Source organism: Luteimonas sp. J29 (genome assembly GCF_000472505.1).
In the GTDB taxonomy this organism is placed as follows: domain Bacteria; phylum Pseudomonadota; class Gammaproteobacteria; order Xanthomonadales; family Xanthomonadaceae; genus Luteimonas.
On sequence record NZ_AWZR01000005.1, the window covers coordinates 329,136 to 350,786 of the forward strand.

A 21,651-nucleotide genomic window follows, 5' to 3' on the forward strand; every position below is an offset into this window, starting at 1 on the left:
TCGGCAGGACCGGGACCCGCCGGGCGCGACGCGCCTGGGGTCCCGGCCCCCGGCCCGGCGCCCGTCCGCGGGACGCCCGCAGGCCCGACCCCCGACCCGATTCCCGAACCCCGGTGCGATGAAACGCGACTACTACGAGGTCCTCGGTGTCCCGCGCGACGCCAGCGAGGCCGACATCAAGAAGGCCTACCGCCGCTGCGCGATGAAGTACCACCCGGACCGCAACCCGGGGGACAAGGCGGCGGAGGCCGCGTTCAAGGAATGCAAGGAGGCCTACGAGGTCCTGTCGGACGGCGGCAGGCGCCGCATGTACGACCAGCACGGGCACGCGGCGTTCGAGCACGGCATGGGCGGCGGCGGTGCGGGGCCGGGATTCGGCCCGGACATGGGCGACATCTTCGGCGACATCTTCGGCAACATCTTCGGCGGCGGTGGCGCCCGCGGCCCGCGCCGCGGCGCCGACGTCGGCTACGTGATGGAGCTGGACCTGGAGGAGGCGGTCTCGGGCGCGGAGAAGCGCATCGAGATCCCGACCCTGGCCGAGTGCCGCGACTGCGACGGCACCGGCTCGGAGGACCGCAGGCTCGAGACCTGCACCACCTGCATGGGCCGCGGCCAGGTCCGCTTCCAGCGCGGCATCTTCTCGATGCAGCAGCCGTGTCCGCACTGCCACGGCCGTGGCCAGGTCATCGTCAATCCGTGCCGCACCTGCCACGGCAACGGCCGCATCGAGCAGAAGAAGGTCCTGTCGGTGAAGATCCCCGCCGGCGTGGACAACGGCGACCGCATCCGCCTGGCGGGCGAGGGCGAGGCCGGGCCCGCGGGCGCCCCCCCGGGCGACCTGTATGTCGAGGTGCGGGTGCGTCCGCATCCGATTTTCGAACGCGACGGCGACGACCTGCACTGCGAGGTGCCGATCCGGATCTCGCAGGCCGCGCTCGGCGACACCGTCCGCGTGCCCACGCTCGACGGCGAGGCCGAGATCCGGATCCCGGCCGAGACCCAGACCGGCAGGGTGTTCCGGCTGCGCGACAAGGGCGTCAAGTCCGTGCGCAGCCGTGCGCGCGGCGACCTCTACTGCAAGGTGGTGGTGGAAACCCCGGTCAACCTCACCGCCGAGCAGCGCGAACTGCTGGAGAAGTTCGAAGCCACCTTCGTCGGCGACGGCGCGCGCAAGCATTCGCCCAAGTCGAGCACCTTTGTCGACGGCGTGCGCGGATTCTGGGAGCGCATGACCTCCTGAGCCCGGTCGCGCCGGGCTTGCCGGCGACCGGGTGCGCGGCTAGCCTGCCGCCATGGGCAATCCCGTCCGACTCCTCATCCACGGCGCATCCGGCCGCATGGGGCGCGCGCTGCTGCGCCTGGCGGCCGAGCGCGCCGACGTCGCCGTGGTGGCGGCGGTGCAGCGGCGGGTGGACCAGCGCGTGGTCGACGGGATCCCCGTGTTCGCCGCCTCGGAACTGGCGGGGGCCCCGGACTTCGACGTCGCCATCGATTTCAGCCTGCCGGAAGGGTTCGATCCCGTCCTGGCCCTGTGCCGGGCGCGCGGATGCGCCCTGGTGTCGGGCACCACCGGTTTGTCCGATGCCCAGCGCGAGGCGCTGGAGGGCGCGTCCACGGCGATCCCGGTGCTGTGGCAGGCGAACTTCAGCGTGGGGGTGGCGGTGCTCGACGAACTGGTCGAGCGCGCCGCGTCCGCGCTGCCGGGCTGGGACTGCGATATCGTCGAGTCCCACCACGTGCACAAGCGCGACGCCCCCTCCGGCACCGCCCTGGCCCTGGGCGAATCGGCCGCGCGGGGCGGGGCCGTGCCCCGCTACGCCAGCCTGCGCGCCGGGGACATCGTCGGCGAGCACCTGGTCCAGTTCACCGGCTCCGGCGAGCGGATCGAACTGGTCCACCGCGCAGGCAACCGCGACATCTTCGCCCAGGGGGCGCTGGTGGCCGCCGCGCGGCTGGCCGGCCGGCCGCCCGGGCGTTACGGGCTGCGCGGACTGCTGTTCGCCGGCTAGTCCTCGACGAGCAGCTGCTCGAAGCGGGCGAGGGCGGCCTTGCCGCGCACGTCGCCGATGACCGTCCGGGCGCGCTCCAGGAGCTGTTCGAGCACGTCTTCGCTTTTCGCCTCCTCGAGCCTGAGCGCCAGGTCCTCGCCCATCGGCCCCAGCATCTCGTTCACGGCATGGGCGGCGCGGCGTCGACGGTCCCGCAGATCGCCTCCCGCGGCCGCCGCGGGCGCGGGGCCGGAGGCGGCCGCGGCGGCGGCCGGGGCTGGGCCGGGTGCGGGAGCCGGAGCAGCGCCGGCGACGGGGGACACCAGCCCCTTGGCCTGGAGGCTCTCGAGCAGGGCCAGCGCATCCTGGAGGCCCGACACCTGGCGCAGCTCGTCCACCGAGCGGTGGCCGTCGACCAGGATCAGCAGGCGGCGCTGGCGGATGTCGAGGCCGGCCTTGCGCTCCCCGATCTCCTGCTGGCCGGCCGCGGTCTTCGCATACACGGTCTTTCCGTTCATTGCCCCCCCCGGACGCACGGTACCGTTCGCAACAAACTTAGCGAGGGCCCGGCCGGTTGTACAGCGGGTTTTCCTTTTCCGGTCCCGGCCGGTATCATTCCCGCTCGCCTGATTCCCCCCGCTTCCGGACCGGCTTCCCCCCGCTCCGGCGGTTTTTTGCAACCCCACGTAGGCGAAGCCAGTGACCCAAACCGCAATCCTCGTCCTCGAAGACGGCACCGTGTTCGAGGGCGTATCCGTGGGCGCGCCCGACCTGTCGATCGGCGAGGTGGTGTTCAACACCGCCATGACCGGCTACCAGGAAGTGCTCACCGACCCCTCGTACGCGCGCCAGCTGGTGACGCTGACCTATCCGCACATCGGCAACACCGGCTGCACCGACCAGGACGACGAGGCCGCGCGTCCGTGGGTGGCCGGGCTGATCGTGCGCGACGTGCCGCGCCGGCCCAGCAGCTGGCGCGCGCAGGCCGCGCTGCCCGAATGGCTGAACGAGCGCGGCATCGTCGCCATCGCCGGCATCGACACCCGCCGCCTGACCCGCCTGCTGCGCGAGCGCGGGGCCCAGAACGGCGCGCTGATGGCCGGCGACATCGACGTCGACAAGGCGCTCGAGGCCGCGCGCAAGTTCCCCGGTCTCAAGGGCATGGACCTGGCGAAGGAAGTCACCACGCCGGAACCCTATACCTGGACCGAGGGCACGCTCGATCTGGACAGCGGCGAGTTCCGCCGCGTGCCGGCGCGCTTCCGGGTGGTCGCCTACGACTTCGGGGTCAAGCGCAACATCCTGCGCCTGCTGGCCGAGCGCGGCTGCGAGCTGACCGTGGTCCCGGCGCAGACCCCGGCGTCCGAAGTGCTGGCGATGAGGCCCGACGGCGTGTTCCTGTCCAATGGCCCCGGCGACCCGGAGCCGTGCGACTACGCCATCGCCGCCATCCGCGAGATCATCGCGGCCAGGGTGCCGGTCTTCGGCATCTGCCTGGGCCACCAGCTGCTTGCGCTGGCGGCCGGGGCGAAGACCGTGAAGATGGCCAACGGCCACCACGGCGCCAACCACCCCGTGCAGTCGCTGGAGGACGGGAGGGTGATGATCACCTCCCAGAACCACGGCTTCGCGGTGGACGAATCCAGCCTGCCGCCGAACGTGCGGGTGCTGCACCGCTCGCTGTTCGACGGCACCAACCAGGGCATCGAGCTGACCGACGCCCCGGCGTTCTCGTTCCAGGGCCACCCCGAGGCCTCGCCCGGCCCCTGCGACGTGGCGCCGCTGTTCGACCGCTTCATCGCCACGCTCGAAGCGCGCGCCTGAGCGCGCAGGGGCGGCACGGCTCCGCGCCGCGGGGCCTGTGACCGCCGGACCACGGCCGCGCACGCGCGGCGCCGCCGGGCCTGGCCCGGACCAGACACAACGGCCGCCCCCGGGCGCGTCCGCGAAAGACCGAGGAACGAATGCCCAAGCGCACTGACATCCAGACCATCCTCATCATCGGCGCCGGCCCGATCGTCATCGGCCAGGCCTGCGAGTTCGACTATTCGGGCGCGCAGGCGTGCAAGGCGCTGCGCGAGGAGGGCTACCGGGTGGTGCTGGTCAACAGCAACCCGGCGACCATCATGACCGACCCGGAGATGGCGGACGCGGTCTACATCGAGCCGATCAACTGGCAGACGGTCGAGAAGATCATCGCCAAGGAGAAGCCCGACGCGCTGCTGCCGACGATGGGCGGCCAGACCGCGCTCAACTGCGCGCTCGACCTGGCCGACAACGGGGTGCTCGAGAAGTACGGCGTCGAGCTGATCGGCGCCTCGCGCGAGGCCATCCGCATGGCCGAGGACCGCGAGCTGTTCCGGGTGGCGATGCAGGAGATCGGCCTGGAGTGCCCGCGGGCCGAGGTCGCCAGGAGCTTCGAGCAGGCGGTCGAGATCCAGGCGAAGGTCGGCTACCCGACCATCATCCGGCCGTCGTTCACGCTCGGCGGCAGCGGCGGCGGCATCGCCTACAACCGCGAGGAGTTCGAGGAGATCGTCAAGCGCGGCCTCGAACTGTCGCCAGTGCACGAGGTCCTGATCGAGGAGTCGGTGCTTGGCTGGAAGGAGTTCGAGATGGAGGTGGTCCGCGACAAGGCGGACAACTGCATCATCGTCTGCTCGATCGAGAACCTCGACCCGATGGGCGTGCACACCGGCGACTCGATCACCGTGGCCCCGGCGCAGACCCTGACCGACAAGGAATACCAGCGGCTGCGCGACGCCTCGATCGCGGTGCTGCGCAAGATCGGCGTGGACACGGGCGGTTCGAACGTCCAGTTCGGCGTCAACGCCCAGACCGGTCGCGTGGTGGTGATCGAGATGAACCCGCGCGTGTCGCGGTCCTCGGCGCTGGCCTCCAAGGCCACCGGCTTCCCGATCGCCAAGGTCGCGGCCAAGCTTGCGGTGGGCTACACCCTCGACGAGCTGCGCAACGAGATCACCGGCGGCCGCACCCCGGCCTCGTTCGAGCCGACCATCGATTACGTGGTCACGAAGATTCCGCGCTTCGCGTTCGAGAAGTTCCCGCAGGCCGACGCGCGCCTGACCACCCAGATGAAGTCGGTGGGCGAGGTGATGGCGATGGGCCGCACCTTCCAGGAGTCCGTGCACAAGGCCCTGCGCGGGCTGGAGACCGGCAAGGTCGGATTCGACCCGACCGGCCTGGACCTGTCCGACGAGAACGACCTGGCCGCCCTGCGCCGCGAGCTCAAGGAGCCAGGCCCCGAGCGCCTGTTCCACCTCGCCGACGCGTTCCGCGCCGGGCTGTCGGTGGACGAGGTGTTCTCGCTGTCGTTCGTCGATCCCTGGTTCCTCGACCAGATCGAGGACATCGTGCGCGCGGAGAAGGAGGTCGCGGCCGCCGGCATCGACGCGCTCGACGGCAGGCGCCTGCGCACGCTCAAGCGCATGGGCTTCTCCGACGCGCGCCTGGCCCAGCTGGTGGGCACCGACGAGTCGGCGATCCGCGCCCTGCGCCGCGCGCACGGGGTGAAGCCGGTGTACAAGCGCGTGGACTCGTGCGCGGCGGAGTTCGCCACCAGCACCGCCTACATGTACTCCACCTACGAGGAGGAGTGCGAGGCGGAGCCGACCGACCGCGAGAAGATCATCGTGCTCGGCGGCGGCCCGAACCGGATCGGCCAGGGCATCGAGTTCGACTACTGCTGCGTGCACGCCGCGCTCGCCCTGCGCGAGGACGGGTACGAGACCATCATGGTCAACTGCAACCCGGAGACGGTCTCGACCGACTACGACACCTCCGACCGCCTGTACTTCGAGCCGCTCACGCTCGAGGACGTGCTCGAGATCGTCGAGCTGGAGAAGCCCAGGGGCGTGATCGTGCAGTACGGTGGCCAGACCCCGCTCAAGCTGGCGCGCGCGCTGGAGGCCAACGGGGTGCCGATCATCGGCACCTCGCCCGACTCGATCGACCTGGCCGAGGACCGCGAACGCTTCCAGAAGCTGGTCGACGAACTGGGCCTGAAGCAGCCGCCCAACCGCACCGCGCGCAGCGCCGAGGAGGCGCAGGTGCTGGCGCGCGAGATCGGCTACCCGCTGGTGGTGCGCCCGAGCTACGTGCTCGGCGGCCGCGCGATGGAAGTGGTGCATGCCGATGCCGACCTGGCGCGCTACATGCGCGACGCGGTCAAGGTGTCCAACGACTCGCCGGTGCTGCTCGACCGCTTCCTCGACAACGCGGTCGAGGTCGACGTCGACGTGATCGCCGACAGGGACGGCAACGTGCTGATCGGCGGCGTGATGGAGCACATCGAGGAGGCCGGCGTCCACTCGGGCGACTCGTCGTGCTCGCTGCCGCCGTACTCGCTGCCGGCCGAGGTCCAGGACCGCCTGCGCGGGCAGGTGATGGCGCTGGCCAAGGCGCTCAACGTGGTCGGCCTGATGAACACCCAGTTCGCGGTCCAGACCGAGGACGACGGCAGCCACACCATCTTCCTGCTGGAAGTGAACCCGCGCGCGTCGCGCACCGTGCCGTTCGTGTCCAAGGCCACCGGCCTGCCGCTGGCCAAGATCGCCGCGCGCTGCATGGCCGGTCGGACCCTTGCCGAGCAGGGCGCGACCCGGGAAATCGTGCCCGACTACTACTCGGTCAAGGAGGCGATCTTCCCGTTCGCCAAGTTCCAGGGCGTGGATCCGATCCTCGGCCCGGAGATGCGTTCGACCGGCGAGGTGATGGGCGTGGGCCGCAGCTTCGGCGCCGCGTTCGCGCGCGCGCAGGAGGCGGCGGGGATCAAGGCGCCGCCGCCGGGCAAGGCCTTCGTCTCGGTGCGCGACCCGGACAAGAAGCGCGTGCTGCCGGTGGTCCGCAACCTGGTCGAGCGTGGATTCGGCATCGTGGCCACCTCGGGCACCGCCGCCTGGCTGCGCGACAATGGCATCGAGTGCGAGCAGGTGAACAAGGTGATCGAGGGCCGCCCGCACATCGTGGACCTGATCAAGAACGGCGAGATCGCGTATATCGTCAACACCACGGAGGGACGGCAGGCCATCGCCGACTCGTTCTCGATCCGGCGCGAGGCCCTGCAGCAGCGCGTGACCTATTCCACCACCGTGGCGGGCGCGCGCGCGCTCCTGCATTCGCTGGACTACCGCGGAAGCGGGCCGGTCTGGTCGCTGCAGGAGCTGCACGCAAGCCTGCGCACGGCCGTCTGAGGAACCAGCCATGAGAGCACCCATGACCCTGGCAGGCGCCCAGCGCCTGCGTGCGGAACTCGAGGAACTCAAGTCGGTCAAGCGACCGGCGGTCATCGCCGCGATCGCCGAGGCGCGCTCGCACGGCGACCTGAAGGAAAACGCCGAATACCACGCCGCGCGCGAGCAGCAGGGCTTCATCGAAGGCCGCATCCAGCAGCTCGAGAGCGAGCTGTCGCACGCCGACATCATCGACGTGACCAAGCTGGACGTCGGCGACAAGGTCGTGTTCGGCGCCAAGGTGACGATCGTCGACGTCGAGACCGACGAGGAACGTCGCTACCAGATCGTCGGCGACCTCGAAGCGGACATCAAGCTCGGCCTGATCGCGATCTCCTCGCCGGTGGCGCGGGCGCTGATCGGCAAGCACGCCGGCGACACGGTCACCATCGAGGCCCCGGCCGGCGCGCGCGAGTTCGAGATCGTCGACGTCAGCTACCGCGACTGACGCGCGATGGCCCGGGTCACGCTGCTGCTGCCCGCGTCGCGCCGGCTCGGCGCGCCGTCGGCCGCGGTTGCGGCGGCGCTCGGGCGCGCGGACATGGCGACGGCGCCGGGCGAAGGCCGGCGGGCGCAGCTGCGGCGCTGTTTCGACCTGCTGCCCGACCGCTGGCCGGTCGCCGCGCTCACCCGCCAGCTCGACGCCGGCGACGCCGCCGGCGCGACCTGGCTGCGCGCCGACCCGTGCCGGATCCAGGCCGACATCAACGGCGCGCGCCTGCTCGACCACGGCGACACGCTGGGCCTCGACGCGGAAGACGCCGCGCGGCTGCTGCCCGCGCTGCGGACCTTGTTCGGCGACGCCGGCATGCCGATCGACGCGCCGGTCCCGACCCGCTGGTACCTGCGGCTGGCGCCGTCCACGCCGCTGCCCGCGTTCACCGCGCCCGACGACGCGCTCGGCGCCGACGTGTTCGAGCACCTGGCCGGGGGACGCGACGGCCGCCGCTGGCGGAGCCTGCTTACCGAAGCCCAGGTGATCCTGCACAACCATCCCTGGAACGCGCAGCGGATCGCCGCAGGCAAGCGGCCGGTGAACTCGCTGTGGTTCTGGGGCGGTGGGGAACTGCCCACCCAGGTGCGTTCGCCGCATGCGTGTTTCCACCCCGGCGACGACCTGGCCGCCGCGCTGGCGGCCGCCGCCGGCACCGGCGCGCCGTTGCCGCCGCGGTTCGAGGCGGGCGAGGGCGATGTGGCCTACGACTTGTCCACGCTCCGCGACACGCCCGTGCTCGAGCGCGACTGGCTGCTGCCGGCGCTGGACGCGCTGCGCGCCGGACGCATCGCCTCGCTGGTGCTCGATACCGCCGACGGCACCGTGTTCACGCTCGCGCGCGGCCAGCGCTGGCGCTTCTGGCGCCGGCCCCGCGCCGGCTTCCAGGCCTGATGGCCGTGCGCATCCGCAGGCGCGGGGCGGTCGCGCCCGCCCCGGGCTGGCCCGACGCGATCCCGCCGCTGCTGCGCCGCATCTACGCCGCGCGCGGCATCGACGACCCGCGCCTGGCCCAGCCGCGCCTGGCGCAGCTGCCCGCGCCGGACGCGCTCGGCGGCGTGGTCGAGGCGGTGCGCCTGCTGGCCGACGCGATCGCCCGCGACACCCGCATCCTGGTGGTCGGCGACTTCGACGCCGACGGCGCCACCGCCTGCGCGGTCGCGGTACGCGGCCTGCGCATGCTCGGCGCGCGCGACGTCGTCCACGCGGTTCCGAACCGGGTGGTGCACGGCTACGGGCTGTCGGTCGGCCTGGTGGAGGAACTGGCAGCGCTGGATCCCGGGCTGCTCGTCACCGTCGACCACGGCATCGCCTGCCACGCCGGCGTGGGGGCGGCGCGGGCACGCGGCTGGCAGGTGCTGGTCACCGACCACCACCTGCCCGGCGAGGCGCTGCCGCCCGCGCACGCGATCGTCAATCCCAACCTGCGCGGCGACCTGTTCGCGTGCAAGGCGCTGGCCGGGGTCGGGGTCATCTTCTACGTGCTGCTCGCGTTGCGCGCGCGATTGCGCGAGGACGGCGCATTCGCCGGGCGCGAGGAACCCGACCTGGCGCGCCTGCTCGACCTGGTCGCGGTCGGGACCGTCGCCGACCTGGTTCCTCTCGACGCCACCAACCGTGCCCTGGTGTCGGCGGGCCTGCGGCGGTTGCGGACGGGGCAGGGCTGCCCCGGCCTGCAGGCGCTGGCCGAGGTGGCGGGACGCCGCCTCGGGACCTTGACCGCGGCCGACATCGGTTACGCCATCGCGCCCCGGCTCAACGCCGCCGGGCGGCTCGAGGACATGGCGCTGGGCATCGAGTGCCTGCTCACCGACGATCCTGCCCGCGCGCACGAACTGGCCGCCGTGCTGCACCGTATCAACCAGGAGCGGCGGGGCCTGCAGCAGGCCATGGTGGACGACGCCGAGGCGGTGCTGGCGGCGCTGCCGTCGTCCGGCGCGGAACCGCCGCTGGCCGTCTGCCTGTTCGACCCGGAGTGGCATGCGGGCGTCGTGGGCCTGGTCGCCTCGAAGATGAAAGAACGCCTGCACCGGCCGGTGGTCGCCTTCGCGCCGGCCGAACCCGGCGGCGACCAGCTCCGCGGGTCGGCGCGCTCGATCCCGGGCCTGCACATCCGCGACGTGCTGGCGGCGGTGGACAGCGCCCATCCGGGCCTGGTCGAACGCTTCGGCGGCCACGCCATGGCCGCCGGCCTGAGCCTGCGCCGCGAGGCCTTCCCCGCGTTCGAACAGGCCTTCGCCGCCGCGGTCGCCTCGATGCTCGACCCGGCGCTGCTCCGGGCCGAACTGCTCAGCGACGGCGAGCTGCTGCCCGGCGAGTTCGACCGCTTCCATGCCGAGGCCATCCGCGACGGCGGACCCTGGGGCCAGGGCTTCGCCGAGCCGCTGTTCGACGGCACCTTCCAGGTGCTGGACTGGAAGCCGGTCGGCGACCGCCACCTGCGCCTGCGCCTGCGCGCCGAAGGCGTGGCCGCGCCGCTGGCGGCGATCCATTTCGGCGGCCTCGACCTGCCGCCTGCCGGATACTGCCGGCTCGCGTACCGGCTGGCGCCGGACGACTGGCGCGGCGGCGATGCGATCCAGCTCGTGGTCGAACACCGCGAGCCGGCCTGAGCCGGCCTCAGCCGCCGCCGGAGGCGGTCCGCGGCGCCTGCCGGTGCCCGCGCTCCGGATCGCCGGCGGCCGCCGCCGGGCCCGGCGCCAGGCGCTTGAGCCCGAACAGCGGCCTGAGCAGGGGCACGCGCCGGATCGATTCGTAGCCGGCAAACGCGAGGGCGAAGGTCAGCACCACCAGCAGCGGCGCTTCCAGCAGCGGCGGCAGCGCCAGCGGTCGCAGGTGCCATGCAAGAAGCACCGTCAGCGTCTGGTGCAGGATGTAGACCGGGAACACCGCCTGCGAGAGGTAGCGCAGGGCGGGGCCGTCGCCCGGCGCGCACCGGCGGGCGAAGCCGAGGATGGCCACGATCGCGCACCACTGGTCGAGGCCCCAGAGCCCGCGCACCGCCAGGCGCAGCGCCTGCGGGGGATCGGCCTCGGCGTAGATCCGGAAGTAGCCCGCGATCGCCACCCAGCTGCCCAGCCACAGCCAGAGCGCCGGCCAGCGCGCGCGCTCGATCGCCGCCCAGGTCGCTTCGCCGCGCGCGACCAGGAACCCGAGCAGGAAGACCGGGAAGTACTGGGCGTGGTTGTACCAGTCGTCGACCAGCGCGTGGGTCGAGCCGAAGCGTCCGACCAGCAGCAGCCGGGCCGCTGCCAGCCACAGCGCCGGCAACAGCAGCACCGCGGGGGCGGAGGCGAGCAGGGCGTCGAGGCGGGCGCCGGCGCGCTCGGTCGCCTCCGGGGCGAGGCGCAGCAGCAGCCACAGGGCCACGGTGTAGACCCAGAGGTAGGCGACGAACCACAGGTGGTTCCAGGTCGGCAGCACCAGGCAGTCGTCGCCCCGGCAGAAGCTTCCGTCGCCGGCGAGGTAGCGGCCCCAGAACGCCAGGTAGCCGTCGTGGTACCCGCTCGGCAGCTTCTCCACCACCTCGTAGTACGACTGCGGCGGCACCACCACCAGCATCCCGAACGCGAGCGGCACCAGCAGCCGCCACGAGCGCGGTCCGAGGAAGCGCACGCGCCCGTTCGCGGCCGCGGCATCGCGCCTTGCGCGGGCCAGCAGGAAGGCCGTGGCCACGCCCGAGACCAGGAACAGCAGCGACAGCCGCCACGGCGAGCTGAGCATCATGAACGGCTCGAGCGCGGGGCCGGCCGCGGGGCTGTTGATATGCCAGTCCCAGGTCACGTAGTACATGCCCACGTGGTAGAGCACCAGCAGGCCGAAGGCGAGGACGCGGACCCAGTCGAGATCGTGGCGGCGTGTCATGGCGCGGTATCGTGGACGTCGCCGCCAATCTCCGCCCCGGCGCGGACGGCGGCAAGCGCGAAGTGACCGGCCGACCGGGCGCGGGGACGAACCGCGGCTGCACCGGGACCGGCCGGGAGCGCGGCGCCCGTAGAATTCCCGGCATGGCGCGCGCACCCACGCTCTACGAACGCTACCTGCCCTGGCGGCGCTGGGCGGAGGCGGGCTTCGTGTTCCTGGTCGTGGCCGGGAACGCCGCGGCCAACAGCGTGACGGTCTGGATGGATCTGGACCGGTACCCGCACAATCCGTTCCGGCCCTGGGAGCCGGCGGTCTGGGAAGCCAGCAGCGCGGTGATGTGGTTCGTGATCATCCCGCTGGTCGCGCGCCTGGTGCGGCGTTTCCCGACCCACTGGGACAACTGGCGGCGGCGGCTGCCGCTGCACCTGGCCGCGAGCGTGACGGTGTGCCTGGTGCACGTGGCCGGGATGGTGGGGCTCCGGATCCTGGCCTACCGCTGGCAGGGCGCCGACTACGACTTCGGGCCGTGGCCCCGCGAACTGGCCTACGAGTACCTCAAGGACGTGCGCACCTACGCCATGGTCGTGTTCCTGGTCGAGGCCTACGGCTTCGTGCTCAGGCGGCTGCAGGGCGAGGCCAGCCTGCTCGGGGCGCCGGACGAGGGCCCGGCGGTGGAGCCGGTCGAGCGGCCCGAGCGGTTCCTGGTGCGCAAGCTCGGTCGCGAGTTCCTGGTCGCGGCCGGCGACATCGAGTGGCTGCAGGCCTCGGGCAACTACGTGAACCTGCGCGTGCGCGGCCACGACTATCCGCTGCGCAGCACCCTGGGCGGCATCGCCGCGCGGCTGGACCCGGAGCGCTTCGTGCGGATCCACCGCAGCTACATCGTCAACCTCGACCACGTGGCCTCGATCGAGCCGCTGGACACCGGCGACGCGCGCCTGCACCTGAAGGATGGCGGCGAACTGCCGGTCAGCCGCAGCCATCGCGCGGGGCTGCGCGAGCGCTTCGGCGGGCCCTGACCCAGGCCCGCGCCGCGGCCCGACGCCTGCACCGGCGCGGGCGGATTGCTAGAATCGGCGGCTGTTTAACCTGCGGCACTTTCCCCATGATCGAACTCAATCCCGTGCGCCAGCGCATCGCCGACCTGAGCGGCCGCCTGGACGCGCTCAGGGGGTTTCTTTGACTACGATGCCAAGCGTGAACGGCTCGAGGAAGTAGAGCGCGAACTCGAACATCCCGACGTCTGGAACGACCCGGTCCGTGCCCAGGCGCTGGGCCGCGAGCGTTCGATCCTCGACAAGACCGTGAACGGCATCCGCCGCCTGAGCGAGGGCCTGGCCGGCGCCGGCGAGCTGCTGGAACTGGCCGAGGCCGAAGGCGACGAGGAGACCGCGCTGGCCGTGGTCGCCGACGTCGACGGCTACCAGAAGGGCGTCGAGCAGCTCGAGTTCCAGCGCATGTTCTCCGGCGAGATGGACAGCGCCAACGCCTTCGTCGACATCCAGGCCGGCGCCGGCGGCACCGAGGCCCAGGACTGGGCGGAGATGCTGCTGCGCATGTACCTGCGCTGGTGCGAATCGCGCGGCTGGAAGACCGAGCTGCTGGAGGTGTCGGGCGGCGAAGTGGCCGGGATCAAGTCGGCCACGTTCCGGGTCGAAGGCGAGTATGCCTACGGCTGGCTCAAGACCGAGACCGGCGTGCACCGGCTGGTGCGCAAGTCGCCGTTCGATTCCGACAACCGGCGCCACACCAGCTTCACCTCGGTGTTCGTCTCGCCCGAGGTGGACGACGACATCGACATCGACATCAACCCGGCCGACCTCAAGACCGACGTCTACCGCTCCTCGGGCGCCGGCGGCCAGCACGTCAACAAGACCGAGTCGGCGGTGCGCATCACCCACGTGCCCACCGGCATCGTGGTGGCCTGCCAGACCGAACGCAGCCAGCACGCCAACCGCGACCGCGCGATGAAGATGCTGGCGGCCAAGCTCTACGAGCTGGAGATCCAGAAGCGCAACGCCGAGAGGGACGCGGTCGAAGCCACCAAGTCCGACATCGGCTGGGGCAGCCAGATCCGCAACTACGTGCTCGACCAGAGCCGGATCAAGGACCTGCGCACCGGCATCGAGCGAAGCGACACGCAGAAGGTGCTCGACGGCGACCTGGACGAGTTCGTCGAGGCCAGCCTCAAGGCCGGCCTGGAGGCGGGCGCCAAACGCAGCGACGCGGTCTGACGCGCGGCCCGGCCCCGCCGCGTGCCCCGTCCAGCCCGCGCGACCGCCCCGCCTGACCGGCGGCACCCACACGACCCATCCCACAGGCAACCCACCGTGACCGAGTCCAAGCCCGACAGCCCGCAGCCCGCCGACGAGAACGCGCTGATCGCCGAGCGCCGGGCCAAACTCGCCGCGCTGCGCGCGCAGGGCGTGGCGTTCCCGAACGATTTCCGCCGCCGCGACCTCGCCGGAGACCTGCAGGACGAGTACGGCGATGCGGAGCGCTGGACCGGGGAGGCGCTCGAAGGCCTCGGCCGCCGGGTGTCGCTGGCCGGACGGATGCTGGCCAAGCGGGTCATGGGCAAGGCCGCGTTCGCCCAGATCCAGGACGTCAGCGGCCGGATCCAGCTGTTCCTGCAGTCGGCCGGCCTCGGCGAGCGCTACGACGCGTTCAAGGGCTGGGACGTGGGCGACATCGTCGGCGCCGAGGGCACCCTCATGCGGACCCGCACCGGCGAGCTGTCGGTGAAGGTCGAGAGCCTGCGCCTGCTGACCAAGTCGCTGCGCCCGCTGCCCGACAAGTGGCACGGCCTGGCCGACGTCGAGCAGCGCTACCGCCAGCGCTACGTCGACCTGGTGGTCAATCCCGAAGCGCGCGAGGTGTTCGTCAAGCGCTCGCGGATCATCGCCGCGATCCGGCGCTGGCTGGACGCGCGCCGCTTCCTCGAGGTCGAGACCCCGATGATGCACTACATCGCCGGGGGTGCCGCTGCGCGTCCATTCGTGACCCACCACAACGCGCTCGACCTGGACCTGTACCTGCGGGTGGCGCCGGAGCTCTACCTCAAGCGCCTGGTCGTCGGCGGCTTCGAGCGCGTGTACGAGATCAACCGCAATTTCCGCAACGAGGGCGTGAGCACCCGGCACAACCCGGAGTTCACGATGCTCGAGCTGTACGAGGCCTACGTCGCCTACGAGGAGGTCATGGACCTCACCGAGCACCTGATCCGCGACGTGGCCCGCGAGACCCTCGGCACCACCGACCTGCACTGGGAAGGGAACGCCATCGACGTCGGCGCCCCGTTCCGGCGCTGGCGGCTGGAGGAGGCGGTGCGCGAGCTCAACCCGCAGATCAGTCAGGCCGACTGCCGCGACCGCGAGGCCCTGGCCCGCCACTGCGCGGCGCTCAAGGTGCCGGTCAAGCCGTCCTGGGGCTGGGGCAAGCTGCTGCTGGAGATCTTCGAGAAGACCGTGGAGCACGGGCTGGTCCAGCCGACCTTCATCACCCACTACCCGGTGGAGGTGTCGCCGCTGGCGCGCGAATCGGACACCGAGCCCGGCATCACCGACCGCTTCGAGCTGTTCATCGGCGGCCGCGAGATCGCCAACGGGTTCAGCGAGCTGAACGACCCCGAGGACCAGGCCGCCCGCTTCCGGGCCCAGGTGGAGGCCAAGGCCGGCGGCGACGAGGAGGCCATGCACTACGACGCCGACTACATCCGCGCCCTGGAGGTCGGCCTGCCGCCCACCGGCGGGCTCGGGATCGGCATCGATCGCCTTGTGATGCTCTTCACGGATTCGGCCTCGATCCGCGACGTCCTGCTGTTCCCGTACATGCGGCCGGAAACCTGAACGCGGGCAGGGGAGGGCCGGGAGCGGTCGACCGGCCTGCCGGCGCGCCGATTTGCGTTCATACTGGGGGTGGAGCACAACTGGAGGGACCCGGGAGTGGGCACAGGACTTGCTTGCAATTCCACAGCGCGACTGCCCGCCGGGGTGCCTGCGGGAGCGCGACCTGAGCCGGAAGCATCCATGAATATCGTCATCGTCGACGACCAGACCTCGGCCCGCACCATGCTGCGGCACATCCTCGAGGACATCAGTCCCGAACTCGAGGTGCTGGACTTCGGCGATCCCCAGGCCGCCCTGCGCTGGTGCGAGGAGAACCGCCCGGACCTCCTGCTGCTGGACTACCGCATGCCGGTGATCGACGGGCTCGAGTTCGCCCGCCGCTTCCGCAAGCCGCTGCTGCACCGCGACGTGCCCATCGTCCTGGTCACCGTGGTCGGCGACGAACCGATCCGCCAGGCTGCGCTGGACGCCGGCGTGATCGACTTCCTGGTCAAGCCGGTGCGCCCGCGCGAGCTGCGCGCGCGCTGCCGCAACCTGCTGCAGCTGCGCCAGCAGTCCGAATCGATCAAGCAACGGGCGCTGTCGCTCGAGCAGCGCCTGCTGTCGAGCATGCACGAGGTGGAGGAGCGCGAGCGCGAGACCTTGCACCGGCTGGCCCGCGCGATCGAGTACCGCGACGCCGGCACCAGCGCCAACCTCGCCCGGCTGGCCGCCATTGCCGGCCTGATCGCCGAGCAGCTGGGGCTGTTCGAGGACGAGGTGCGGATGATCGAGTTGGCCGCGCCGCTGCACGACATCGGCAAGATCGCCATCCCCGATTCGGTCCTGCTCAAGCCGGGCCCCCTGGACGAGGACGAGCTCGCGGTGATGCGCGAGCATCCGCGCATCGGCCACGAGCTGCTGTCGGGCAGCCAGAACCGCTTCATCCAGATGAGCGCCACCATCGCGCTGCGCCACCAGGAGCGCTACGACGGCAGCGGCTATCCCGATGGCCTGGTGGGCGACCAGATCCCGCTCGAGGCGCGGATCGTGGCGGTGGCCGACGTGTTCGACGCGCTGATCTCCAAGCGTCCATACAAGCGCGCCTGGACCATCGACGAGGCGCTGGACTACATCGGATCGCAGTCGGGCAAGCTGTTCGATCCCGGCTGCGTGGCCGCGCTGGTCGGGAACCGCGACAAGGTCGAGGAAGTGTGCCAGCGCTTCCCGCCGGGCGCCAAGGCGCCGGCCGCGGGGTAACCGCCATGTCGCTGATCGGCACGATCCGCTCGAGGCTGGCCAACCGCCAGGACAGCGAGCACGGCCAGGCCAGCGTGCGCGTGGTCATGCTGCTGGTGGTCTACGCCTACCTGGAGCTGTTCGTGCGCGGCGTCCCCGGCGTCGAGCAGCCGCTGAACCTGTCGCTGGCGATCCTGGCCACCGACTTCGTGCTGGCGGTCGGGATCCTGGCCTGGATCGTCGCCCGGCCCGGGATCTCGCACCCGCGGCGCATGCTCGGCATGGCCCTGGACTACGGCCTGATGGGCACCGGCATGTACCTGCTCGGCGCGCTGCTGGCGCCGATGTACGTGATCATCATGTGGGTCACCGTGGGCAACGGCCTGCGCTACGGCCCCCGTTACCTGTACCTGGCGATCGCCGTGGCCTGCGTTGCCTTCGGCCTGGTGCTGCTGGGCACGCCGTACTGGCGCGAGAACATCTGGCTGGGCGGCGGCCTGCTGATCGGCCTGATCGCGATCCCGCTCTACCTGAGCTCGCTGCTGCGCGCCCTGGTCAAGGCGACCGAGGCGGCCAAGGCCGCGAGCGAGGCGAAGAGCCGCTTCCTGGCAAACATGAGCCACGAACTGCGCACGCCGCTCAACGGCATCGTCGGCATGGCCGAACTGCTGATGGCGTCCAGGCTCGACAGCGAGCAGCGCGACAGCGCCCAGGTGATCCAGACCTCGGCCCGTTCGCTGCAGCTGATCGTCGACGACGTGCTGAACCTGTCGGCGATCGAGGCCGGCCGCTTCAACCGGATCGACACCGACTTCGCGCTGCGCGAGCAGCTCAAGGGCATCTACGTGATGCTGATGCCCAGCGCCCAGGCCAAGGGCCTGTCGCTGGAACTCAACGTCGCCGAGGACGTGCCCGACCTGCTGCACAGCGACGCCAACCACCTGCGCCAGATCCTGGTGAACCTGCTGTCGAACGCGATCAAGTTCACCGACGAGGGCGGGGTGGTGCTGGAGGTGGCGCTGCTCGAGACCATGGGCAGCGACCAGGTGCGGCTGCGCTTCTCCGTCCACGACACCGGCATCGGCATCCCGGCCTCCGCCCTGGGCCGCCTGTTCCAAGCCTTCGAGCAGGTCGAGAGTGGCCATGGCCGGCGCTTCGGCGGCACCGGCCTGGGCACCACGATCGCCAAGTCGCTCATCGAACTGATGGGCGGCTCGATCCGGGTCGAGAGCCAGCTGGGCGTGGGGTCGCACTTCCACGTCGAGCTGCCGCTGCGCCTGGCCGAGGTGCAGATCGCGGCCGAGTCGGGCACGCAGGACAACGTCATCGCCTTCACTGACCCGTTCGTGCGCCATCGCGCGCGGGTGCGGTCGCTGCGGATCCTGGTCGGCGACGACCAGCCCGCCAACCTGATGGTGATGCGCCGGCTGCTGGAGAAGGCGGGCCATCGCGCGCACATCGTCAACGCCGGCGAGGACATCCTCGACGCGCTCGAGGGCCAGCAGTTCGATGCGGTGATCACCGACCTCCACATGCCCGGCATCAGCGGCCTGGAAGTCATCAAGCAGGCGCGGTTCCTGGAGGCCGGGCGCCGGCGCACGCCGTTCATCGTGCTCAGCGCCGACGCCACCAGCGAAGCCCAGGCCGAGTGCGAGCGGGCGGGCGCGTTCGCCTACCTGACCAAGCCGATCGCGGTCGACCGCCTGCTGCAGAAGCTGGCCGACATCGCCGAAGGCAATACCGATGTCGCGCAGGCGGCGCCCGCCGGGCCCGCGGCTGCGCCGGCCGAGCCGCAGCAGGCCGTGGTGTCCAGGCACATCCTGGACGAACTGCGCGAGATGGGCCTGGGCGAGGAGTTCGTGCAGCGCTTCCTCGCCGAGTGCGCGCGCGACGCGCGCAAGTGCATCGTCGACATCGAGCGCGCCGCCGAGGGCGGACGCTGGGACGAGTTCCGCGACGCCTGCCACGCCCTCAAGGGCACCGCGGCGAACATGGGCGCGATGCAGCTGAGCGAGAGCGCCTCGGCCGGCATGCGGATGCCGGTGGACCAGCTGGTGCGCAACTGGCGCAACCTCGACAACGCGCTGCGCCAGCAGCTGGAGCAGGCCCTGGCCGCCCTGCGCGAGGAGGGCGACCTGGTCCAGCTCGAAGCCGACGCCTGAGGCGTCGGCCGGGGGGATCAGCGGGCGAGGTGGCTGCCGCGGCCGGCCACGTTCTCCTGCGGCCCCGGGCGGCGCAGCTGGGCGCGGACCAGGCGCTCCATGGTGCGCAGCTGGCGGTCGTTGAGCTGCAGCGCGGTATCGACCCAGATCCGGGTGATGCGCATCAGTTCCTCGTGGCTCACCGGGTGCGCGCCTTCGCGGACGCGGTGCAGCGCCAGTCGGGCGCCGGCGATGCGGCGGTTCTGGCGCACCAGTTCGTGCACGGCGCGCACGCCTTCGCCCTTGGGCACGAGGACGTCGACCACGCCCATCCGGTGCAGCTCGTCGCTGCTGTACATCACTCCGTTGAGCATCATCTCCTCGGCCAGCTTGGGGCTCACGCGCTGCGACAGCAGCGAGTAGGCGCCCATGCCCGGGAACAGGCCGAACAGAACCTCGGGGAAGCCCATCTGCACGCCCTTCTCGGCGACGATGGTCTGGCAGGCCAGGGCCAGCTCGAACCCGCCGCCAAGCGCGTCGCCCTCGACGAGGCCGATGGTGTGCACGTTGGGGTGCATCCGGGTATGCAGCAGGTGGATGCTGTCCACGCACTCGGTGGCGTAGTGCAGCAGGCCCTCGCGGTCCTTGGCCTGGATCAGCTTGAGGAACAGGGCGAGGTCGCCGCCGAGGTTGAAGACGTGGGTGTCGGACCCGAGGACCACGTGGGCGAGGTGGGTCGGCGACTCGGCGGCCGCCTGCTCGACCTTGTCGATCGCGCTGCGGGCGAACAGGCGCAGCTCGCGCAGCATCTTCGGGGAGAAGCAGGCTCGATATGACGGGTCCGCGAACGCCTGCTGGGCATGCATGAAGCACCAGTGGGTATCGTTCGAGGCGTCGTGCTCGACGCGGATGGTGTTGAAGGAATGATCGCGGTGCAGCAGCTCGACGTTCGTCATGAGGGTCCCCTGAGGGGCCGCCGGCTTCACGTCGGACGTCTGGGCAAGCGGCGGCCCGAAGGAAGTTGACAAGTCCGACCGCGCGATTCTATGCACCCATTCAGGGGCGCTTGCAAGCAATTTCTGCCCTTGTGCGGCAGAAACTGCCCCCAAACGACGGGGCAACGGGGGGGGGGCCCCTTCCAGGGCGCCCGGCCGGCCCGGCCGGGTCAGTTCGCTTCGTCGCGGAGCGCCCGCCTCAGGATCTTGCCCACGTTCGTTTTGGGCAATTCGTCACGGAATTCGATGATCTTGGGCTGCTTGTAGCCCGTCAGGTTGGCCCGTGCATGGGCCTTGACCTGCTCCGCGGTGAGGGAGGGGTCCTTCTTGACGATGACCAGCTTCACCACCTCGCCGGACCGCTCGTCGGGGACGCCCACGGCGGCCACTTCCAGCACCCCGGGCATCATCGCGATGACGTCCTCGATCTCGTTCGGGTACACGTTGAACCCGGAGACCAGGATCATGTCCTTCTTGCGGTCCACGATGTAGAAGAAGCCCTGCTCGTCCATCCGCGCCATGTCGCCGGTGTGCAGCCAGCCGTCGGCGTCGATGGCGGCCGCGGTCTCCTCGGGGCGGTTCCAGTAGCCCTTCATGACCTGCGGGCCGCGGATGCACAGCTCGCCGACCTCGCCGACGGGCAGGATGTTGCCGTCCTCGTCCTTGATGCAGGCGTCGGTGGAGGGGATCGGCAGGCCGATCGAGCCGTTGTACTCGGCCAGGTCCATGGGGTTGATGCAGGCGGCCGGGGAGGTCTCGGTCAGCCCGTAGGCCTCGACCAGGGTCACGCCGGTGACCTTCTTCCAGCGTTCGGCCACCGCGCGCTGCACGGCCATGCCGCCGCCCAGGGTCAGGTGCAACTTCGAGAAATCGACCTTGTCGAAGCCCGGGGTGTTGAGCAGGCCGTTGAACAGCGTGTTGACGCCCGTGATCGCGGTGAACGGCTCGCGCTGGAGCTCCTTGACGAAGCCCGGCATGTCGCGCGGGTTGGTGATCAGGATGTTCTTGGCGCCGAACTTGGTGAAGACCAGGCCGTTCGCGGTGAGCGCGAAGATGTGGTACAGCGGCAGGGCGGTGACGATCACCTCCTCGCCGGGGCGGGTGTTGCCGCCGACCCAGGCCGAGGCCTGCTGCATGTTGGCCACCAGGTTGCGGTGGGTGAGCATCGCGCCCTTGGCCACGCCCGTGGTGCCGCCGGTGTACTGCAGGAACGCGATGTCCTCCGGAGAGATCGACACCTCGGGCAGCGCGTGCCTGGCGCCGAGCGACAGCGCGTCGCGGAAGCGCACCGCGGACGGGATGTCGTAGTCGGGCACCATCTTCTTCACGTACCGAAGCACGAAGTTGACGATGGGACCCTTGGGGAAGCCCAGCATGTCGCCGAGCCCGGTGGTGATCACGTGCTGCAGCGGGGTGTCGCCGAGCACCTCCTGCACGGTGTGGGCGAAGTTGTCCAGGACCAGGATCGCGGCGGCACCCGAGTCCACCATCTGGTGCTTGAGCTCGCGCGCGGTGTACATCGGATTGACGTTGACCACGGTCAAACCGGCACGCAGCACGCCGAAGGTGGCGATCGGGTACTGCAGGCAGTTGGGCATCATGATCGCCACGCGATCGCCCTTCTTGAGCCTGAGTTCGCCGAGCAGGTAGGCGGCGAACTGGCTGCTCAGGGTGTCGACGTCCCCGTAGCTGATGCACTTGCCCATGTTCGAGAACGCCGGCCGGTCGCGGTAGCGCCGGATCGACTCGTCGAGCATGGCCGGGATGGAGGGGTACTCGTCGACGTCGATTTCCGCGGGAACCCCGGCGGGATACTGGGCGAGCCAGGGGCGTTCGATCGTCATTCCAT

General features: G+C 71.0%; 16 protein-coding genes. 12 read left to right on the forward strand and 4 right to left on the reverse strand.

Translation table 11 applies throughout. The features are described 5' to 3' along the window. Positions 1–118 precede the first annotated feature (118 nt). Entirely contained in the window at positions 119–1,243 is a 1,125-nt protein-coding gene (gene dnaJ / locus LUTJ29_RS0110500) for a molecular chaperone DnaJ (RefSeq protein WP_027072471.1), read from the forward strand. A 52-nt stretch (positions 1,244–1,295) separates the two neighbouring features. Further along, a complete protein-coding gene (gene dapB / locus LUTJ29_RS0110505) occupies positions 1,296–2,012 on the forward strand; it encodes a 4-hydroxy-tetrahydrodipicolinate reductase (protein ID WP_084524833.1) in 717 nt (238 codons plus the stop codon). Here the strand turns inward: dapB and LUTJ29_RS18115 are convergent. Next, entirely contained in the window at positions 2,009–2,509 is a 501-nt protein-coding gene (locus LUTJ29_RS18115; RefSeq protein WP_051322922.1) for a hypothetical protein, read from the reverse strand. The two genes, dapB and LUTJ29_RS18115, sit on opposite strands and share 4 nt — an antisense overlap. A 181-nt stretch (positions 2,510–2,690) precedes the next feature. Between LUTJ29_RS18115 and carA the strand changes: the two genes are divergently transcribed. From carA to recJ, 5 genes are all read left to right on the forward strand, one after another. After that, a complete protein-coding gene (carA, locus tag LUTJ29_RS0110515) occupies positions 2,691–3,815 on the forward strand; it encodes a glutamine-hydrolyzing carbamoyl-phosphate synthase small subunit (protein WP_027072473.1) in 1,125 nt (374 codons plus the stop codon). 140 nt (positions 3,816–3,955) lie between these two features. Continuing rightward, complete coding sequence (gene carB, locus LUTJ29_RS0110520) at positions 3,956–7,204, forward strand: carbamoyl-phosphate synthase large subunit (RefSeq protein ID WP_027072474.1); 3,249 nt, start codon at positions 3,956–3,958, stop codon at positions 7,202–7,204. A gap of 10 nt (positions 7,205–7,214) precedes the next feature. Beyond that, positions 7,215–7,691, forward strand: a complete 477-nt coding sequence (greA, locus tag LUTJ29_RS0110525; protein WP_043741025.1) for a transcription elongation factor GreA — start codon at positions 7,215–7,217, stop codon at positions 7,689–7,691. A gap of 6 nt (positions 7,692–7,697) precedes the next feature. Beyond that, positions 7,698–8,630 (forward strand): phosphoglycerate mutase, encoded by a 933-nt coding sequence (locus tag LUTJ29_RS17145; RefSeq protein ID WP_043741026.1) that lies wholly within the window; start codon positions 7,698–7,700, stop codon positions 8,628–8,630. Continuing rightward, positions 8,630–10,348: a single-stranded-DNA-specific exonuclease RecJ gene (recJ, locus tag LUTJ29_RS0110535; RefSeq protein ID WP_051322923.1), complete on the forward strand. Its 1,719-nt coding sequence runs from the start codon at positions 8,630–8,632 to the stop codon at positions 10,346–10,348. The genes LUTJ29_RS17145 and recJ overlap by 1 nt, the downstream gene beginning before the upstream one ends. Before the next feature lie 7 nt (positions 10,349–10,355). Here recJ and LUTJ29_RS0110540 read toward each other — a convergent pair whose 3' ends face one another. Then, positions 10,356–11,600 (reverse strand): acyltransferase family protein, encoded by a 1,245-nt coding sequence (locus LUTJ29_RS0110540; RefSeq protein ID WP_027072476.1) that lies wholly within the window; start codon positions 11,598–11,600, stop codon positions 10,356–10,358. A gap of 143 nt (positions 11,601–11,743) precedes the next feature. On the opposite strand from LUTJ29_RS0110540, the gene LUTJ29_RS0110545 reads away from it, so the two are divergent. The 5 genes from LUTJ29_RS0110545 (at position 11,744) to LUTJ29_RS0110565 (ending at position 18,828) form a co-directional block, all read left to right on the forward strand. Next, a complete protein-coding gene (locus LUTJ29_RS0110545; protein ID WP_027072477.1) occupies positions 11,744–12,619 on the forward strand; it encodes a LytTR family DNA-binding domain-containing protein in 876 nt (291 codons plus the stop codon). An 86-nt stretch (positions 12,620–12,705) separates the two neighbouring features. Beyond that, a protein-coding gene (gene prfB, locus LUTJ29_RS0110550) for a peptide chain release factor 2 (protein WP_144774363.1) occupies positions 12,706–13,834 on the forward strand; the annotation gives its coding sequence in 2 pieces (ribosomal slippage) (positions 12,706–12,780 and positions 12,782–13,834; 1,128 coding nt in all). 96 nt (positions 13,835–13,930) lie between these two features. Then, a complete protein-coding gene (lysS, locus tag LUTJ29_RS0110555; protein WP_027072479.1) occupies positions 13,931–15,448 on the forward strand; it encodes a lysine--tRNA ligase in 1,518 nt (505 codons plus the stop codon). Between the two features lie 180 nt (positions 15,449–15,628). After that, a complete protein-coding gene (locus tag LUTJ29_RS0110560) occupies positions 15,629–16,687 on the forward strand; it encodes a two-component system response regulator (protein ID WP_027072480.1) in 1,059 nt (352 codons plus the stop codon). Between the two features lie 5 nt (positions 16,688–16,692). Beyond that, positions 16,693–18,828, forward strand: a complete 2,136-nt coding sequence (locus LUTJ29_RS0110565) for an ATP-binding protein (protein ID WP_027072481.1) — start codon at positions 16,693–16,695, stop codon at positions 18,826–18,828. Between the two features lie 17 nt (positions 18,829–18,845). Here LUTJ29_RS0110565 and LUTJ29_RS0110570 read toward each other — a convergent pair whose 3' ends face one another. Both LUTJ29_RS0110570 and LUTJ29_RS0110575 read right to left on the reverse strand, forming a co-directional pair. After that, positions 18,846–19,763, reverse strand: a complete 918-nt coding sequence (locus LUTJ29_RS0110570; protein ID WP_027072482.1) for a crotonase/enoyl-CoA hydratase family protein — start codon at positions 19,761–19,763, stop codon at positions 18,846–18,848. Positions 19,764–19,972: 209 nt separating this feature from the next. After that, entirely contained in the window at positions 19,973–21,646 is a 1,674-nt protein-coding gene (locus tag LUTJ29_RS0110575) for a long-chain fatty acid--CoA ligase (RefSeq protein WP_027072483.1), read from the reverse strand. Positions 21,647–21,651 lie beyond the last annotated feature (5 nt).

Coding starts and splice junctions, on each gene's coding strand:
- dnaJ (WP_027072471.1), top strand. CDS start 119: ATGAAACGCGACTACTACGAGGTCCTCGGTGTCCCGCGCGACGCCAGC.
- dapB (WP_084524833.1), top strand. CDS start 1,296: ATGGGCAATCCCGTCCGACTCCTCATCCACGGCGCATCCGGCCGCATG.
- LUTJ29_RS18115 (WP_051322922.1), bottom strand. CDS start 2,509: ATGAACGGAAAGACCGTGTATGCGAAGACCGCGGCCGGCCAGCAGGAG.
- carB (WP_027072474.1), top strand. CDS start 3,956: ATGCCCAAGCGCACTGACATCCAGACCATCCTCATCATCGGCGCCGGC.
- greA (WP_043741025.1), top strand. CDS start 7,215: ATGAGAGCACCCATGACCCTGGCAGGCGCCCAGCGCCTGCGTGCGGAA.
- LUTJ29_RS17145 (WP_043741026.1), top strand. CDS start 7,698: ATGGCCCGGGTCACGCTGCTGCTGCCCGCGTCGCGCCGGCTCGGCGCG.
- recJ (WP_051322923.1), top strand. CDS start 8,630: ATGGCCGTGCGCATCCGCAGGCGCGGGGCGGTCGCGCCCGCCCCGGGC.
- LUTJ29_RS0110540 (WP_027072476.1), bottom strand. CDS start 11,600: ATGACACGCCGCCACGATCTCGACTGGGTCCGCGTCCTCGCCTTCGGC.
- LUTJ29_RS0110545 (WP_027072477.1), top strand. CDS start 11,744: ATGGCGCGCGCACCCACGCTCTACGAACGCTACCTGCCCTGGCGGCGC.
- LUTJ29_RS0110560 (WP_027072480.1), top strand. CDS start 15,629: ATGAATATCGTCATCGTCGACGACCAGACCTCGGCCCGCACCATGCTG.
- LUTJ29_RS0110565 (WP_027072481.1), top strand. CDS start 16,693: ATGTCGCTGATCGGCACGATCCGCTCGAGGCTGGCCAACCGCCAGGAC.
- LUTJ29_RS0110570 (WP_027072482.1), bottom strand. CDS start 19,763: ATGACGAACGTCGAGCTGCTGCACCGCGATCATTCCTTCAACACCATC.
- LUTJ29_RS0110575 (WP_027072483.1), bottom strand. CDS start 21,646: ATGACGATCGAACGCCCCTGGCTCGCCCAGTATCCCGCCGGGGTTCCC.